Origin of the sequence: Pseudarthrobacter sulfonivorans (genome assembly GCF_014712225.1) — a bacterium.
GTDB lineage: Bacteria > Actinomycetota > Actinomycetes > Actinomycetales > Micrococcaceae > Arthrobacter > Arthrobacter sulfonivorans.
In genome coordinates, this window is sequence record NZ_JACXBW010000008.1 from 158,973 (window position 1) to 174,131 (window position 15,159).

General features: G+C 66.9%; 15 protein-coding genes. 5 read left to right on the forward strand and 10 right to left on the reverse strand.

Features of this window, described 5'->3' with window-relative positions; translation table 11 throughout:
• Positions 1-19 precede the first annotated feature (19 nt).
• From IAQ70_RS12125 to IAQ70_RS12135, 3 genes are read right to left on the reverse strand one after another with little or no spacing between them, the layout of a single operon-like run.
• A complete protein-coding gene (locus IAQ70_RS12125) occupies positions 20-991 on the reverse strand; it encodes an NAD(P)-dependent alcohol dehydrogenase (protein WP_190989559.1) in 972 nt (323 codons plus the stop codon).
• On the reverse strand, positions 988-1,221 hold the full coding sequence (locus tag IAQ70_RS12130) for a helix-turn-helix transcriptional regulator (protein ID WP_190989560.1): 234 nt from the start codon (positions 1,219-1,221) through the stop codon (positions 988-990). Before IAQ70_RS12130 ends, IAQ70_RS12125 begins: the two co-directional genes overlap by 4 nt.
• A complete protein-coding gene (locus IAQ70_RS12135; RefSeq protein WP_190989561.1) occupies positions 1,215-1,643 on the reverse strand; it encodes a hypothetical protein in 429 nt (142 codons plus the stop codon). Before IAQ70_RS12135 ends, IAQ70_RS12130 begins: the two co-directional genes overlap by 7 nt.
• 241 nt (positions 1,644-1,884) lie before the next feature.
• Here IAQ70_RS12135 and IAQ70_RS12140 point away from each other — a divergent pair, with 241 nt between their 5' ends.
• Positions 1,885-3,417 carry an amino acid permease gene (locus IAQ70_RS12140; RefSeq protein WP_223859973.1) on the forward strand — a complete coding sequence of 511 codons (1,533 nt, stop codon included), beginning with the start codon at positions 1,885-1,887 and terminating at the stop codon, positions 3,415-3,417.
• 168 nt (positions 3,418-3,585) lie between these two features.
• On the opposite strand, the gene IAQ70_RS12145 is transcribed toward IAQ70_RS12140, so the two are convergent.
• On the reverse strand, positions 3,586-4,449 hold the full coding sequence (locus IAQ70_RS12145) for an SDR family oxidoreductase (protein WP_190989562.1): 864 nt from the start codon (positions 4,447-4,449) through the stop codon (positions 3,586-3,588).
• Positions 4,450-4,571: 122 nt separating this feature from the next.
• Between IAQ70_RS12145 and IAQ70_RS12150 the strand changes: the two genes are divergently transcribed.
• Complete coding sequence (locus IAQ70_RS12150; RefSeq protein ID WP_190989563.1) at positions 4,572-4,949, forward strand: winged helix-turn-helix transcriptional regulator; 378 nt, start codon at positions 4,572-4,574, stop codon at positions 4,947-4,949.
• A gap of 235 nt (positions 4,950-5,184) precedes the next feature.
• Positions 5,185-5,448, forward strand: coding sequence for a hypothetical protein (locus tag IAQ70_RS12155; protein WP_190989564.1), 264 nt, complete (start codon positions 5,185-5,187; stop codon positions 5,446-5,448).
• Positions 5,449-5,531: 83 nt separating this feature from the next.
• On the opposite strand, the gene IAQ70_RS12160 is transcribed toward IAQ70_RS12155, so the two are convergent.
• Complete coding sequence (locus IAQ70_RS12160; RefSeq protein WP_190989565.1) at positions 5,532-6,281, reverse strand: 3-hydroxybutyrate dehydrogenase; 750 nt, start codon at positions 6,279-6,281, stop codon at positions 5,532-5,534.
• Positions 6,282-6,345: 64 nt separating this feature from the next.
• Positions 6,346-7,728, reverse strand: a complete 1,383-nt coding sequence (locus tag IAQ70_RS12165) for an MFS transporter (protein ID WP_190989566.1) — start codon at positions 7,726-7,728, stop codon at positions 6,346-6,348.
• A 129-nt stretch (positions 7,729-7,857) separates the two neighbouring features.
• On the opposite strand from IAQ70_RS12165, the gene IAQ70_RS12170 reads away from it, so the two are divergent.
• Positions 7,858-8,775, forward strand: a complete 918-nt coding sequence (locus tag IAQ70_RS12170; RefSeq protein WP_190989567.1) for a LysR family transcriptional regulator — start codon at positions 7,858-7,860, stop codon at positions 8,773-8,775.
• A gap of 45 nt (positions 8,776-8,820) precedes the next feature.
• Here IAQ70_RS12170 and IAQ70_RS12175 read toward each other — a convergent pair whose 3' ends face one another.
• The 3 genes from IAQ70_RS12175 to IAQ70_RS12185 are packed head-to-tail and all read right to left on the reverse strand — an operon-like array spanning position 8,821 to position 13,011.
• Entirely contained in the window at positions 8,821-9,765 is a 945-nt protein-coding gene (locus IAQ70_RS12175) for a spermidine synthase (RefSeq protein WP_190989568.1), read from the reverse strand.
• A 40-nt stretch (positions 9,766-9,805) separates the two neighbouring features.
• Entirely contained in the window at positions 9,806-11,413 is a 1,608-nt protein-coding gene (gene rfaE2 / locus IAQ70_RS12180; RefSeq protein WP_190989569.1) for a D-glycero-beta-D-manno-heptose 1-phosphate adenylyltransferase, read from the reverse strand.
• Positions 11,410-13,011 (reverse strand): aldehyde dehydrogenase family protein, encoded by a 1,602-nt coding sequence (locus IAQ70_RS12185; RefSeq protein WP_223859974.1) that lies wholly within the window; start codon positions 13,009-13,011, stop codon positions 11,410-11,412. The genes rfaE2 and IAQ70_RS12185 overlap by 4 nt, the downstream gene beginning before the upstream one ends.
• 189 nt (positions 13,012-13,200) lie before the next feature.
• On the opposite strand from IAQ70_RS12185, the gene IAQ70_RS12190 reads away from it, so the two are divergent.
• Positions 13,201-14,322, forward strand: a complete 1,122-nt coding sequence (locus IAQ70_RS12190; RefSeq protein WP_190989570.1) for a glycosyltransferase family 9 protein — start codon at positions 13,201-13,203, stop codon at positions 14,320-14,322.
• A gap of 112 nt (positions 14,323-14,434) precedes the next feature.
• Here the strand turns inward: IAQ70_RS12190 and IAQ70_RS12195 are convergent, their stop codons facing one another.
• Positions 14,435-15,136 carry an SDR family oxidoreductase gene (locus IAQ70_RS12195; protein WP_190989571.1) on the reverse strand — a complete coding sequence of 234 codons (702 nt, stop codon included), beginning with the start codon at positions 15,134-15,136 and terminating at the stop codon, positions 14,435-14,437.
• Positions 15,137-15,159: the final 23 nt, after the last annotated feature.

Genomic DNA, 15,159 nt, shown 5'->3' on the forward strand with positions numbered 1-15,159 from the left:
CCCGCACCCTGGCAACCGCTCAGATCTTGACAACCACCTTGCCGCGCGCACGCCCTTCATGCAGGTAGGCGATCGCCGCCGGGGCTTCCGCGAGAGGGTAGATCTTCTCCACGGCGGGTTTCGCGCGGCCAGCCTCGAACAAGGTTGCGAGCGTCTCGAGGTCCTTGTAGTTCTCCTTCGTAACGAGCCCCTTGAACTTCTGGCCGGAAAACAGGGACGCCAGCGGCGCAGCCATCGAGCGCTCAAACCCGCCGGTCACTTTCCCGCCGCCTTCGCCACCGACAATCACCAGCGTCCCCTTCGGCGCGAGCGCGCGCTTCAGGACGGACAGCCGCCGGTTGCCTGCGGTATCGATGATGACGTCGTACACGACACCGCCCCGCGAGATATCGTCCCGGGTGTAATCGATGACATGATCGGCACCGAGCGACCGGACCAGCTCAACTTTTCCTGTACTGCAGACGCCAGTGACCTCTGCGCCGGAGTCCTTGGCGATCTGCACGGCGAAGGATCCCACTCCCCCGCCCGCACCAATGACCAGCACCTTGTGTCCGGCGGCAACCTGCCCGGCGTCACGTACGGCCTGCAACGCCGTGACAGCCGAGATGGGGGCGGCGGCCGCTTCCTCGAATGTCAGATTCGCAGGCTTAGCGGCAAGCAGCGCCTCCTTCGCGCAGACGTACTCGGCGAACGACCCTTCGCAGGTGCCAAACACTTCATCGCCGGGCTGGAAGCGGGTCACTCCCGCGCCCACGGACTCGACGACGCCGGCCACCTCCCTGCCACGGACCGGCACCTTGGGTTTCTTCAGCCCGTAGCCGAAAAGCCGGACCAGGTACGGCCGCCCGGTCATCAGGTGCCACACGCCCTGGTCGACGCCCGCCGCGCGGACTTTGACGAGCACCTCGCCGTCGCCCGGCACCGGCTGAGTGATGTCCCGCAGCCCGAGCACGTCGGAATTCCCGTAAACGTCCTGAACGATGGCTTTCATGATGCTTCTCCTTTTTGGTGCGGGTATTGGAAAACGTCGTCGAGCTGCACATCGAGGACATGGGCGATCTGGAAGGCCATCTCCAGGGACGGCGAGTACCGGCCCTGCTCGATGGCAATAACAGTCTGGCGGGTGACACCTACCCGATCGGCAAGTTCGGCCTGGGTCATTTCGCCGCGTTCAAAGCGCAGGCGGCGGATGGAATTGGTGACGCGGGTTGGCCTCACCATGGCTGGAACCCCCTGCGGTAGGCGACGATCTTGGCCACCGAACCCAGGATCGCGGACAGCACAAAGGCCAGATAGAAGACGTTGGCAATCCAGAAGTGGTCCCATTCGGCCATTGCCATGATCAGCGCGGCCACTCCCCCGACCACTAAGAATGACTGCCCGATGTACTCACCGAACCGGTAAATCTCCCGGTCCCGCTGGTCCTTCTTCCCGGCTTCGCGGGGCGAAAAGATGCCGATCACGGCGTGCAGCGCGATGGACGCCGCTATGGATGCTCCGATGGTCCACAAAAGGGGCGCAACATAGGGGACCCCGGCAAGGGGCATGGTCCCGGCGAGGCCCAGCACGATGGCCAGATAGACGCCATAGGACGCAAGGGCCGCCAGCCCCATGATCCACGCACTCTTCTCTTCGAAGGACATTTCTGCTCCCGCCGTGGCCGCCATCGCAAACAGCACCAGATGTAAAACAAAGCTGACATGTCAAAAGTAAAGAAAACCTGACATTGTGTCAAGAGTCTTCGACAAAGCCAAACGCCAAGACCCACTCCAACCCGCCCAATCTGAGATCGAAGACACCAAGACCCCGTGAGGCTCATCACGTCAGGCGCCAAAGTGGTCTGCTGGTTAGCGATCCCCCTCCCAAGGACGAGAAGGTATTTGTATGCAGCAATCAGCCGCCAGGCAAGACACAGCCGGGCAAGACACAGCCAGCCCGGACGCATCCCCCGCCGAAAAGACCACGCCGGGCGCCGCCGTCGGACGCGTCCTGAGCGGTACCCTCAACCGCGGACTGAACGTCCGACACATCCGCTTCATGGCACTCGGCTCGGCCATCGGCACCGGACTGTTCTACGGCTCCGCCTCCGCCATCCAAAAGGCAGGCCCGGCGGTCCTGCTCGCGTACATCATCGGCGGCGCCGCGGTGTTTATGGTGATGCGTGCCCTCGGTGAAATGGCCGTGCGGCACCCCGTTTCCGGTTCCTTCGGCCAGTACGCCAGCCGCTATCTCGGGCCGCTGGCCGGCTTCGTGACCGGCTGGACGTACGTCTTTGAAATGGCCATCGTCGCCATTGCTGATGTCACTGCGTTCAGCATCTATATGGGCTTCTGGTTCCCCGAGGTGGACCGCTGGATCTGGATTCTGGCCATCATCTTCTTCCTGGCGGCGCTCAACCTGCTCAGCGTGAAGGTGTTCGGGGAACTGGAGTTCTGGTTCTCGCTGATCAAGGTGGTGGCCATCATCGCCATGATCGCGGGCGGCGCGGCGATCATCGCCTTTGGTTTCCAGGCCGGGGGTTCCACCGTGGCACCGGGGCTGGGCAACCTTGTGGAGCACGGCGGGATGTTCCCCAATGGCTTCGAAGGGCTCCTGGCCTCCTTCGCCGTGGTGATGTTCGCCTTCGGCGGGATCGAGACGCTCGGCATCACGGCCGGGGAAGCCGCGGATCCCAAAAAAGTCATCCCCAAGGCTGTTAATACCGTGCCGGTCCGCGTCCTCCTGTTTTACGTCCTGACCCTCGGCGTCCTGATGAGCCTCTTCCCGTGGAACGAGATCGGCACCAACGGTAGCCCGTTCGTGCAGATCTTCAGCGGCCTGGGCATCCCGGCAGCATCGCACATTCTCAACGCGGTGGTGATCACCGCTGCCCTGTCCGCCATCAACAGCGACATCTTCGGCGCCGGCCGCATCCTCTTCGGACTGTCCGGCCAGGGCCACGCGCCGGCGGTCTTCGGCAAGGTTTCCCGCCATGGCGTGCCGTGGATGACCGTAGTCATGATGGCCGGCATCCTGCTGGTGGGCGTGGTCCTGAACGCGGTGATTCCCGAGGACGTGTTCATTGTGATCGCCTCGATTGCCACGTTCGCCACCGTGTGGGTGTGGGTCATGATCCTCGCCTCGCACGTGGCCATGAAGCGCGAGATCGCCCGGAAGGGCATGCCGGCGTCGGAATTCCCCTCGCCTTGGTGGCCCGCGGCGTCCATACTCACCATCGCATTCATGGCGCTGGTCATCGGCGTCCTGGGCGCCTTTGAGGACACCCGCGTGGCACTCTATGTCGGTGCCGTGTGGCTGGGGCTGCTGGTCCTTGCCTACCGCCTTTGGGTCAAGGACAACGGACGACGCCGGGCCGAACTGGTGGACGAAACCTCACCGCTGCCGGTGGTTGAGTCCGTTCGGCAGGCAGCCCGGTAACCTGCCCCTACCCCACCCACCCACCCAACGCTCTCTCACTTAATGCGGGTTAAAACCGAACGCTCTATCACTCGCTTGAGGAGAGTGATAGAGCGTTCGTGGATGTGCCACATTAAGTGATAGAGCGTTGGCCCAAAAAGTGCATTAAGTGAGAGAGCGTTGGGGGGGTTAGGCGGCGGCGAGCGCCGACCGGACGGCCGCCGGCATCGGGGTGGTAGGCCGGCCGATCAGCTGGCGGAGGTCCGAGCCGCTGACGAGGAGGTCGCCCCGGGCGATGCCGAGGTCCGAGTCCGCCAGGATGTCAGCGAAGGCCTGCGGAACACCAAAGCCGGCCAGGAGACCGGCGTAGTCGCTGGCCGGAAGGTCCTGGTATGCCACAGCCTGGTTGGCTGCGGTGCTGATTTCCTGAGCCAGTTCCGCGAGCGAGAAGGCGTGGTCACCGCCGAGCTCGTAAACCTTGCCGGCCTGGTTCTCGGCGACGAGGACGGCGGCGGCAGCCTCGGCGTAATCCAGGCGGGACGCGGCGCTCACCTTGCCCTCGCCGGCGCTGCCGGCGAGGGCACCCTGCGCGAGAGTTCCCTGCAGTTGCTCGGTGTAGTTTTCGAGGTACCAGCCGTTGCGGAGGAGGGCGAACGGAATTCCGGCGTCCTTGAGGAGGTCCTCGGTGGCCTGGTGCTCGGCGGCCAGCTTCATGCCGGTGGTGTCGGCGTTGGCGATGCTCGTGTAGGCGATGAGCTCCACACCCTCGGCTTTGGCGGCCTCGATGACGGTGCGGTGCTGCTCAATCCGCTGGCCCACCTCACTGCCGGAAATCAGAAGGACTTTGGTGGCGCCTTCGAGCGCCTTCGCCACCGACGCCGCGTCTGCGTAGTCCATCGCACTGACCTGCACACCGCGTGCTTCCAGGTCGGCAAGTTTCCCGATGGAACGGCCGGCGGCCACGATCTGCGCCGCCGGGACGTTGCCCTCCAGCAGCGCTTCGACGACGTGGCGGCCAAGCTGTCCGGTTGCTCCGGTAATGACGATGCTCATGGGTGGTTCCTTTCACCATCTGCAAGGGGGTCACCCTGCACAACGGGCCCCTTCGCCGAATACTTCCCAACGAAGGGTACGCACTTTGAAGTAAGGTACTCACCTTTTGGTAAGTTAGGTGCATGGAAGCACAGACATTTCCGGCCCGCCTGCCCGCGGGCTTTGCCGACGGCGTATTCCCGGCAGGATGCCCCAGCCGCACGGTGCTGGACCACATCACCAGCAAATGGGGCGTACTGATTCTGCTGGCGCTCTCCGAAGGCGAACAGCGCTGGAGCGAACTGCGGCGCCGGGCCGAAGGCATCAGCGAGAAGATGCTGGCACAGACCCTGAAAACACTGGAGAGTGACGGCCTGGTACTGCGTCATGCGCAGCCGGTCATTCCGCCCCGCGTGGACTACAGCCTCACGGACCGCGGCTACGAACTGACGGCCCTGCTCGTTCCGCTCGTGACCTGGGCCTATAACAACGCCGGGGAAATCCTGAGGACGCAGCGCTGACGAAACCCGCCAGGTAGGTTTCCATGACCCCGACAGTCCGCACAAGAGTCCGCCGAAGTGTCTAGGTACCGGCCCCTCACATACTCGAGTACATGTTACTGGTGTGACTGGTGTGATTAGCGCCTAGCGTATTTGTAAGGTGCCAGCCAGGAATGGAGGACCATCCTCTGCTGGGAGCTTTCCGGCTACCGCACCGCCAGTGAGCGGCTTCATGCCGCTTCAAGGAGTGGTTCGCATGGTGAAAGCGCATGTACAGGACAGGGCCGGCATGGGCAGGCCCGTCAAACTTTCCACCCTCATCGCCCGCGCCTGGAGCCGGGCACTCGCGGCGCTTGGTCCGAAGTCCCCCTACCGGGAGGGCGATGCCGTGGTGGGCGATGACCCCTTCAACGGCCGGCAGGAAGGAATAGTGCTGTCCCACCGCGGGCCGTCAGTGGAGCTTGCCGCCGCGGCGGGAGTGTTCTACTACGACCACCGCCACCTGAGGCCGCAGGATTAGCTGCCTCAGATGGCGATGGTTGCAGTGGACCCAGTAGCGGGGTGGACCGAAACAAGCGGGCCGCACTGCCGGAAGCGAACGGGTCAGCGCGCCGACCAGCCGCCGTCCATGGTGTAGCTGGCCCCTGTCACCATGCCGGCGTAATCGGACGCCAGCCAAGCCACCAGGGCCGCCACCTCGGCCGGCTCCACGAGGCGCTTGATGGCGGACTCGGTGAGCATGACCTTGGCCAGTACCTCGGATTCAGGAATCCCGTGCACCTTGGCCTGGTCAGTGATCTGTTTCTCGACCAGCGGCGTGCGGACATAGCCCGGATTCACGCAGTTGGAGGTGACGCCGTGCTCCCCGCCTTCCAGCGCCGTCACCTTGCTCAGCCCTTCCAGGCCGTGCTTGGCGGATACGTACGCGCTTTTGAACGGGGAGGCCCGGATTCCGTGCACCGAGGACAGGTTGATGATGCGCCCGAATCCATTGGCGTACATGTGCGGCAGGGCGGCCCGGATCAGCAGGAACGGCGCCTCCAGCATGAGGGCGATGATCCGGCGGAATTCCGCGGGATCAAATTCCTCGATGGGACTGATCCGCTGAATCCCGGCGTTGTTCACCAGGATGTCGCAGTCCAGACTCAGGGTGCCGAGCTTGTCCACGTCCAGCAGGTCAACGGCCCAGGAGGTGCCACCCACTTCGTCAGCGAGGGCGGCAGCGCCGGCGGCGTCGACGTCGGCAACCACCACCTTCGCGCCGCGGGCGGCTAGCTCCCGGACACACGCGGCACCGATCCCGCTGGCGCCGCCTGTGACAACTGCCTTGCGGCCGTTCAGTGTATTTTCCATTCCAGATCCGGTTCCCATCGTGTGCGTTTCCATCAGGCGTCGCGGTTAGTGCTGCCCAGGCAGCTCAGCGTGAGCTGCTTGGGAGCAGACCTTCACGGGCGGCGTCGGCCTTGTCGACATCCTCCAGGGCGATGCCTTTGGTCTCCTTCAGGCTTAGCACGGCTACCACGGTGATGGCACAGGCAACCACCAGGTAGATGGCCGTGGGGACCCAGGAGCCGGTGTCCTTGAGCCACTGCGTGGCCAGCAGCGGGGCGAGTGAACCGGCGAAGATGGACGTCACCTGCGAGCCCAGCGAAACGCCGGAGTAGCGCATCCGGGTGGGGAAGAGCTCAGCCATGATGGCGGGCTGGCCTGCGTACATAAAGGCGTGCAGGCACAGGCCGATGGTCACGGCAATGACGATCACCACGGCATTGCGGGTGTCGAACATGGGGAAGGCGAAGAACGGCCACGCGGCTCCCGTGATGGCACCGATGAGGTAGACGGGCTTGCGTCCCAGGGTGTCCACCAGCCTGCCCACCTGCGGAATGACCAGGAAGTGGATGACGTGGGCGATCAGCAGTGCCAGCAGCAGGGATGAGGTGTCGTACTTGTGCACGCTCTTGAGGTAGACGATCGCGAAGCTGACCACCAGGTAGTACATGATGTTCTCGGCGAAGCGGAGCCCCATGGCCTGCAGGATGCCCTTGGGGTACTTGCGGACAACTTCGAAGACGCCATAGCTGACGGCCTGTTCCTTCTCCACGAGGGCCTTGGCTTCGAGGAAGATGGGCGCTTCGGTGACGTGGGTGCGGATGTAGTAGCCGACGAACACAATCACGGCGGAGAGCCAGAAGGCTACGCGCCAGCCCCAGCCGAGGAACGCCTCGGGGCTGAGGGTGGTGGACATAACGAACAGCACGAGCGTTGCGAGCAGGTTGCCCACCGGTACCGCGGCCTGCGGCCAGCTGGACCAGAAGCCGCGTGCGTTGTTGGGGCTGTGCTCCGCCACCAGCAGCACGGCGCCGCCCCATTCACCGCCGAGTGCGAAGCCCTGGATGAAGCGCAGGGCGACCAGAAGGGCGGGGGCCGCGTAGCCGATTTCGGCGAAGCCCGGGAGGCAGCCCATGAGGAACGTGGCCACGCCGACGATCACGATGGTCAGCTGCAGGGTGGGCTTGCGGCCCAGCTTGTCACCGATCTGGCCGAACACGATGCCACCCAGCGGGCGGGCCACAAAGCCCACAGCGTAGGTGATGAATGCCTGGATGATGCCGTCCAGCTCGTTGCCCGTGGCGGGGAAGAAGTACTTCCCGAACACGAGGGTTGCCGCGGTGGCGTAGAGGAAGAATTCGTACCATTCCACCACCGTGCCCACCATCGAGGCGGCCACGATTTTTTTGAGGCCGGATCCCTTGGATGCGGGTCCGGCGGCATTGTCTGCCGAGCGCTGCTCTACGCTCATGAGTTTCTCCTTAGTGTCCACTTTGACACGTGCTGTGATCCACAGCACTAATGGCTCCATCGAGTATTGCTGCACAATCCTGCGCATTCAATGGCCAATGCAGCACCGACTGTGTGCACAATTGCAGATATGAACGCCAACCCCGATGACCTGCTGGTCCTGCTAGCGGTGTCCCGCTCTGCCAAATTTACGACGGCGGCACAGGCTTTGGGGCTGAACCACACCACTGTCTCCCGTCGGGTAGCCGCGCTGGAGAAAGCATTGGGCGGCCGGGTCCTGGCCAGGGCGGCGGGCGGCTGGGAGCTGACGGAGCTGGGCACGGAGGCGGTGCGCGTCGCCGAACAGGTGGAGGCGGCGGTGAGCGCGCTGGGCCCGGCGGGCAAGGCACCCGACCCGGTTGCCGGCGTCGTACGCATGACGGCCACCGACGGCTTCAGCGCGTATGTCGCGGCGCCGGCCGTGGCCCGGCTGCGCCGGGACCATCCGGGCCTCGCGGTGGAAGTGGTGACCATGACCCGGCGGGCCCTGCAGCAGCGCTCCGGCCTGGACATCGAGGTGGTGGTGGGCGAACCCCAGGTCCACCGGGCCGAGGCCATCCGGCTGGGCGAATACATGCTGGGAATGTATGCCTCACGCGGCTACCTCGCCGAGCATGGGACTCCACGCAGCGTGGCGGAACTGACGGAGCATCCACTCGTCTATTTTGTGGATTCAATGCTGCAGGTGGACGATCTCGACGCACCCCGCCGGCTGGTTCCGGCCATGCGGGACGGCCTCACCTCCACCAACGTGTTTGTCCATGTGGAGGCCACCCGCGCCGGTGCCGGCATCGGGTTCCTGCCGTGCTTTATGGGCGACCTGCACAACGACCTGGTCCGGCTGCTCCCCGACGACTTCGCCGAACTGCTCCCCTACTGGATGGTGCTGCGCCCGGACTCGATGCGCCGCCCGGCGGTGGCCGCCGTCGTCCAGGCGTTGCGGGACCAGACGGCGGCGCATCGGGAGGCGCTGCTAGGCAGGGGCAAGACCGCATCGATTGCTCCGTGAGCGCCCTTTCCGGCGTGAAAACGGCGAGGGCCCACGCCGGCAGGGTTACCTGGCCGAACTTGTGAGGCCAGGGGGCCGGTGGGGAGCAATCGATGGGGTTGGCGGGTCGTGGCGGACCGGGGAGCCGGTGGCGAACGCGCGGACCTGGGCATCGTCCCAGATGTGAGCCGGGACCGCCCCGCCGAGGAGCCGGCGGGGCAGTTGGGGATCCCGGTCCAGCGGGGCGTCGCTGCCGGCCATCACCATGTTGCCGTAGCGGCGGCCCTTGAGCATGGCGGGATCGGCAATGATGACGGTGTGCTCGAACGCGGCGGCGATGGTGGCGGCGTCCTCGCGGGCGTTTTTCAGGTCCGGGGCATCGCCGGAGTTCACCACATAGATGCCGCCCGGCGCGAGCACGCGTTTGATGTGTTCGGTGAACTCGTCCGTGGTGAGCGGCCGCGGGGTCAGTGCTCCGGCAAAGACGTCGCGGATGATGAAATCGCGGGTGTCCGCCGTCAGTGTTTCGGTGACCTCGCGGGCCTCGCCCACACGCAGGCGGAGCAGCGGTGCTTTGGGAAGGTCGAACCAGCCGCGGACGTACTCTGCCAGCTTGCCGTCCAGCTCCACCACCACCTGGCGTGCATCCGGGTAGGCGGCGTGGAAGTACCGGGCCAGGGAACAGGCGCCGCCGCCGAGGTGCAGCCCGCGCAGCTTTTGCCCGGCCTTCGGCGGCCAGCGCGACTCGATCAGTGCCGCCATCCAGCGCATGTACTCGAAGTCGAGAAAAAGGGGATCGGCAAGGTCGATATGGGAGCTCATCACGCCGTTGATCTTCAGGAGCCAGCCGTTGGAGTTGTCCTGGTCGGCGATGAGCTCACAGTCTCCGGTGTCGATGTAGTAGACGCCCTCGACGGGACCGTCCGGGCGGGTGCCCTTGGGCACTTCGACGACGCCCGCCGTCGAACGCTGGCTGCTGTTCCTGCCGCCTGACTTACCGCGCTTCGCCATTATCCGTGTGCCGCTTCAGTCATGCTTCAACCCTAGTTGTTCACCCCAAATCGGCGGCCTCGGAGAGCGGTTCCGCCCCCGCCCCGTCGCGGATCCGCTGCACGACGGCGGTGGTGGAGCGCTCTGCGACGTAGTCCAGGATGGCGACGCGTCCGCCGTACTCCTCCACGGCGCCGGTTTCCGCCAGCATTTCCGGCGTGTAGTCACCGCCTTTGGCGTACACGTCGGGTTGGAGCTGCGTGATCAGGGGGCTGGCTGTGGGCGTGTCGAAGATGGTCACGTAGTCCACGCAGCTGAGGGCGGCGATCACCGCGGCCCGGTCGGCGCCGTTGTTGATGGGCCGGCCCGGGCCCTTGAGCCTGCGGACGGATTCGTCGCTGTTGAGCGCCACCACCAGCACGTCGCCGAGCTGTTTGGCCTGGTTCAGGTAACGGGTGTGGCCGCTGTGCAGCACGTCAAAGCAGCCGTTGGTCAGCACGATCCGCTGGCCCTGGGCGCGGTGCGCGGCCACCTGCTGAGCAAGTTCGCCGGCGCTGAGGGCCGTGTCGGCGAAGCTCTCCAGGTGCCGGCCGAGTTGGCCCGTGCTGCAAACGGACGTTCCGGGCTGGTGGACCACCACATCCGCGGCAGTCTGGGCAAGGTCGAGGCTGGTGGTCAGGGGAAGGCCTGCTGACCGGGCCAGGGTCAGGGCGGCCACGAAGGTATCGCCGGCGCCGGATGCCTGTTTCTCGGCTGCCGGCCGGGCCCACGTGCGGTGCGTGCCGCCGCCGGCCGCAAAGAGCACGGTCCCGTCCTTGTCCAATGTCACCACCACCGACCGGGCCCCCGTTGCCGCGAGCAGCGCGTCACGGTGCCGGGTCACGGCTTCCACCCTGCCGGGCCCGTCCGGCAGGCGCAGGTCCAGCAGCCTGGCGGCTTCCTGGGCGTTGGGGGTGACCAGGTCCGGCCTCAGCCCCGCCCAAGGACGAGGATCGTGCGCATCCACCACGGTCAGGGGGCGGCCGCTTTCCGTTCCGACGGCGGTCCCCTCCTCCGCAGTCCCCGCCAGCGCCTCCCCCGCGAGCACCCCGGCCGTCAGCGCTTCCTCGAGGGCATCCCGGACGGGCTCGGCCAGGACGCCGGTCCCGTAGTCGCAGACCAGCACGGCGTCCTGATGTTCGACGGCGGTGCGCACCGAGGAGGCCAGCGCGGCCAGCGCGTCGGCCGGGACGGCCTTGGCGTAGTCATCGATCCGCAACATCACCTGGCCGCCGCTGCTGATCCTGATCTTGGTGGTGGTGACCATGTCCGGATGGGAATGCAGGTGCCTCACGTCGATGCCGGCTGACTCGAGCTTCCGGCGAAGCGCGGCCCCGGCGTCGTCCGTCCCGATGACGCCGGCCACGGACACGCGGGCTCCGAGGGCTGCCAGGTTCATGGCGGTGTTCGCCGCGCCACCCGGCGCGAACTCGCGGGCGGCGACGTCCACCACCGGCGCAGGCGCCTCCCGGCAGAGCCGTTCGATGGTGCCGCTCCACCAGCCGTCCAGCATCACATCCCCGATCACCAGGATCGCGGGCCGCTCGGCAGCAAGGCGGCGGGGCAGCCCGCCGGACAGGGCACGCTCACTGGAAAGATCACCCGCCCCGGCTGCTGGCCCCGGAGTCATCGCGGGCTCCCGCTCTGGTCCGGGCGGCCAGGCTCTTCCCCCACGGCTCGCTCCTGGCGGCCAGGCTGCTGCTGCCCGCCACGCCCCTCGTCCAGTGCCTGCTCCTCCAGCGCCTGCTGCTCGGGCACCTGTTCAGCCATCACCTGTTCGGCCGGCACCGGTTCGGGCAGCGGCTCGTCGGGCAGTTGAAGTGCAAACGGTGGCGGAGCCGCCACGTGCACCACTTTCACCCGGGTGAATTCGTCCAGCAGTTCCGGGCCGTAGCCGAAGCCCTCGCCGCTGGCACCGCGGGGCTGGGCTGAGCCGCCCGGCGCACCGCCGAACACCTCGTTGATTTTCACGGTGCCCACCGGAAGCGCCGCGACGGCTTTCTGGACATGGGCGATGCTGCCCGTCAGGACCGTGGCGGCCAGACCGTAGCGGCCGCTGCCCGCAAGCTGCAGCCCGTCGTCGAACGTCGGGACAACCCGCACCGCAGCCACCGGGCCGAAAGTCTCCTCAGTCATCACCTGCATACTGTCGGTGCAGCCGAGCAGCACCGTTGCCGGGTAGAAAGCGCCAGGCCCGTCGGGAAGATCGCCGCCTTCCACCGCATGTGCACCCTGCTCGAGGGCCTCCAATACCTGGGCATGGACGATGTCACGGAGCGTGGTGTCCACCAGCGGAGCCACGCTGCCGTTGTTGTTGCGCAACGCCGCTTCCGCTTCCAGGGCTGTACAGAACCGGGCCGCGATCGCTTCGTGGACGTAGATCCGTTCCACTGCGGTGCAGATCTGTCCGCTGTTACTGAAGGCACCGATGGCAGCCTGCTCGGCAGCCCAGACAGGGTCCACGTCCCGGTCGACCACAAGGGGATCGTTCCCGCCGTTCTCACGGATCACATGGGCTCCGGTTTGTGCCCCCGCGCCGGCAATCCGGGCCCCGGACGCGCTGGACCCCACGTGGGCAATGACGTCGACGGCGGCCCGGGTCAGCAGGGCGCCCACTCGGGCTCCGCCGGACACTGTGAGCAGGACGCCCGGCGGAAACGCCGTCGCCAGCACCTCCCCCAGGGCCTCGCCGAGGCGGGGACAGCGTTCGCTCGGCTTGTGCAGCACGGTGTTGCCGGTGACCAAGGCGGCGCCGATGAGTCCGCAGGCCACGGCAACCGGGTCGTTCCACGGGGTGAGGAGCACGGCCACGCCGCGGGGTTCGGCAACCGTGTAGTCAGAAGCAAACCTGTTGCCGAGCAGGCTGTGTCCGCGGTGCAGGGGACCAATCTCGGCGTACTGCTCAAGGGTGGAGACCCCGGCAGCGATTCCGGCGAGGGCCTCCTTGAAGGGCCGTCCGGTTTCGCTGCTGTTGAGGGCCGCGAGCTCCTCCGCCGCCGTGTCCAGGGCCCGGGCCGCGCTGCGGAGAGCGGCACCCCGCTCGGCCGGCGGAACGGCGGCCCACCCCCTGGCCGCACTCCGGGCCATCTCGACGGCGTCCTCCACCGCGCCCGGTTCGGCCTCGGGCACGGACCACAGGTACTCCCCCGTGCGGGGATCGCTGATGGTCAGCCCGGAGCCGTCAAGGTGCAGGTCGGCGGCGGATGTGGACGCGGCAGTGGTATGCATGGATCTCCTCCGTACGTGCTTTCTCCTTGCGGTCCCGTACCCCCGGAACAGCTGTTTACACGCCGGACGCCGGGACAGAATCCACGTATAGCCAACTGCGCCCCCGCCTCCGTAGGGTGGCACCACAGGCAGGAGCACGGGCGTGCAAGGCTCGCGGTGTGTAAGAAAGCAGCATGGGAGGGGCACTGCATGGAACAAACCGCTGGGGGCGTCGGACCGGTGCTGGGCAGGTTTTCCGGGGTTTCGCGGATCGCGCTGCTGCGCGGCGGCGGACTCGGCGACCTGATGTTCGCCCTCCCGGCCGTGTCCGCGCTAAAAGCGGCCTATCCCGGCAGTACGGTCACGCTGCTGGGCACGCCTATCCATGAAGGACTCGTCGCCGCCACCCACAGCGCCGTGGACGATGTGATGGTCCTGCCCGCTGCCGAAGGCGTGCGTCCCGGCCCGGAGGATCCGGCCGCCGTGGCAGCCTTCTTCGGCGCCGCCCGGGAACGGCAGTTCGACCTCGCCGTGCAGCTCCATGGCGGCGGGCGGTTCTCCAACCCTTTTCTGCTGCAGGTCCAGGCGCGTCATACGGCGGGATCCGGCACGCCGGACGCCACCCCGCTGGAACGCACCCTGCCGTACACCTACTACCAGCACGAACCCATACGCGCCCTCGAAGTTGCCGGACTGGCCGGCGCCCCGCCCGTCCTGCTGGAGGCCCGGGTCAACCCGCGGGCGGAGTTCGTGGCCCGGCTTCCGGCCGTCCTGGGTGCGGCGCTGCCGCCGGACGGCCAGCCGCTGCTGGTGCTGCACCCCGGCGCCACAGACCCCCGGCGGCACTGGCCGGTGGAGAGTTTCGGGGCCGTCGCCAGGGCAGCGGCCGACGACGGCGCCCGGGTTTTGGTGGTCGGTGACCACAGCGAAACGGAGCTGGCGGACGCCGTGGTGAGTGCCGCCGTCGGGCGTTCCGCCGGAGCTGGCCAGGTGTGCTCGGTGGCCGGGATGCTGGGGCTCGGCGACCTGGCAGCCCTGCTGGCCCGTGCGGATGCTGTCCTGGCCAATGACAGCGGTCCGCGGCATTTGGCACAGGCGCTCGGCGCCCCGACCGTCGGCATCTATTGGGCCGGGAACGCCCTGACTGCGGGCCCGCTGGGCCGCGGCCGGCACCGGGTCCACCTCTCCTGGGTGACGAACTGCCCGGTGTGCGGGGCGGATGTCACGCAGGTTGGCTGGACGGCCCCGCGGTGCCCGCATGACGATTCGCTGGTGGCCGGCATCCGGCCCGACGGCGTGTACGCGGATGTCCGGAGCCTGCTGGCACTGTAGGTTCCGTGCAGCGCGCAATATCCGTGCAGCGGGGAACTTCCGTGCAGCGGGTTACTGAGAAACAGAGGCTCACCGGACTCATTGCACGGGGGCGTCCCGTTGCACGGGCGCCTCACGGCCAGGAACCTTCCTCAGGATGGCATATCAGCATCTCGCGCACCTCGCAGCCCGGCGGCTGGGACAGGACGAACAGGATGGCCTGGGCCACGTTGCCGGGGCTGTTCAGGCGGGAATCGTCCTGCGGCTTGTACTGCTCCGTCCGATCATCGAAGAAGTGGGTGTTCATGCCACCCGGGATCATGGCGGTCACGCCGATCTCCCCGCCGGTCTCCGCCGCCAGGGCGTGGGTGAAGCCGACGACGCCGAACTTTGATGCGCAGTAGGCCGTGGCGTCGGCCACTGCCCGCTTGCCCAGGGTGGAGGCCACCGTCACCACGCGGCCGTGCGAGGTTTTGAGATACGGCAGGGCGGCCCGGACCACCGATACGGTGCCCATCAGGTTGACGCCGATCACCTTCTCCCACTCCTCCGCTGCAATGTCTGCCAGTTTCCCGCAGCGGTCGATTCCTGCCGCCGTAACCACAGCGTCGAGCCCGCCGAGCGACTCTGCCGCCTCCCGGACGGTCCGCTCCACCGCGGCGCGGTCCGCAACGTCCACTTCGAAGGCTTTGACGCCGGACACGCTGCTGATGTCGCGGTCCAGCACCACGGGTGTCCCGCCTGCGTTGAGCACGGCATCGACGACGGCGGCGCCGAGTCCGGAGGCGCCTCCCGTGATGAGGACCCGGCCGGGCCAGGATGACTCAGTGTTCATGGTGTTCCTTCCACTGGGATTGG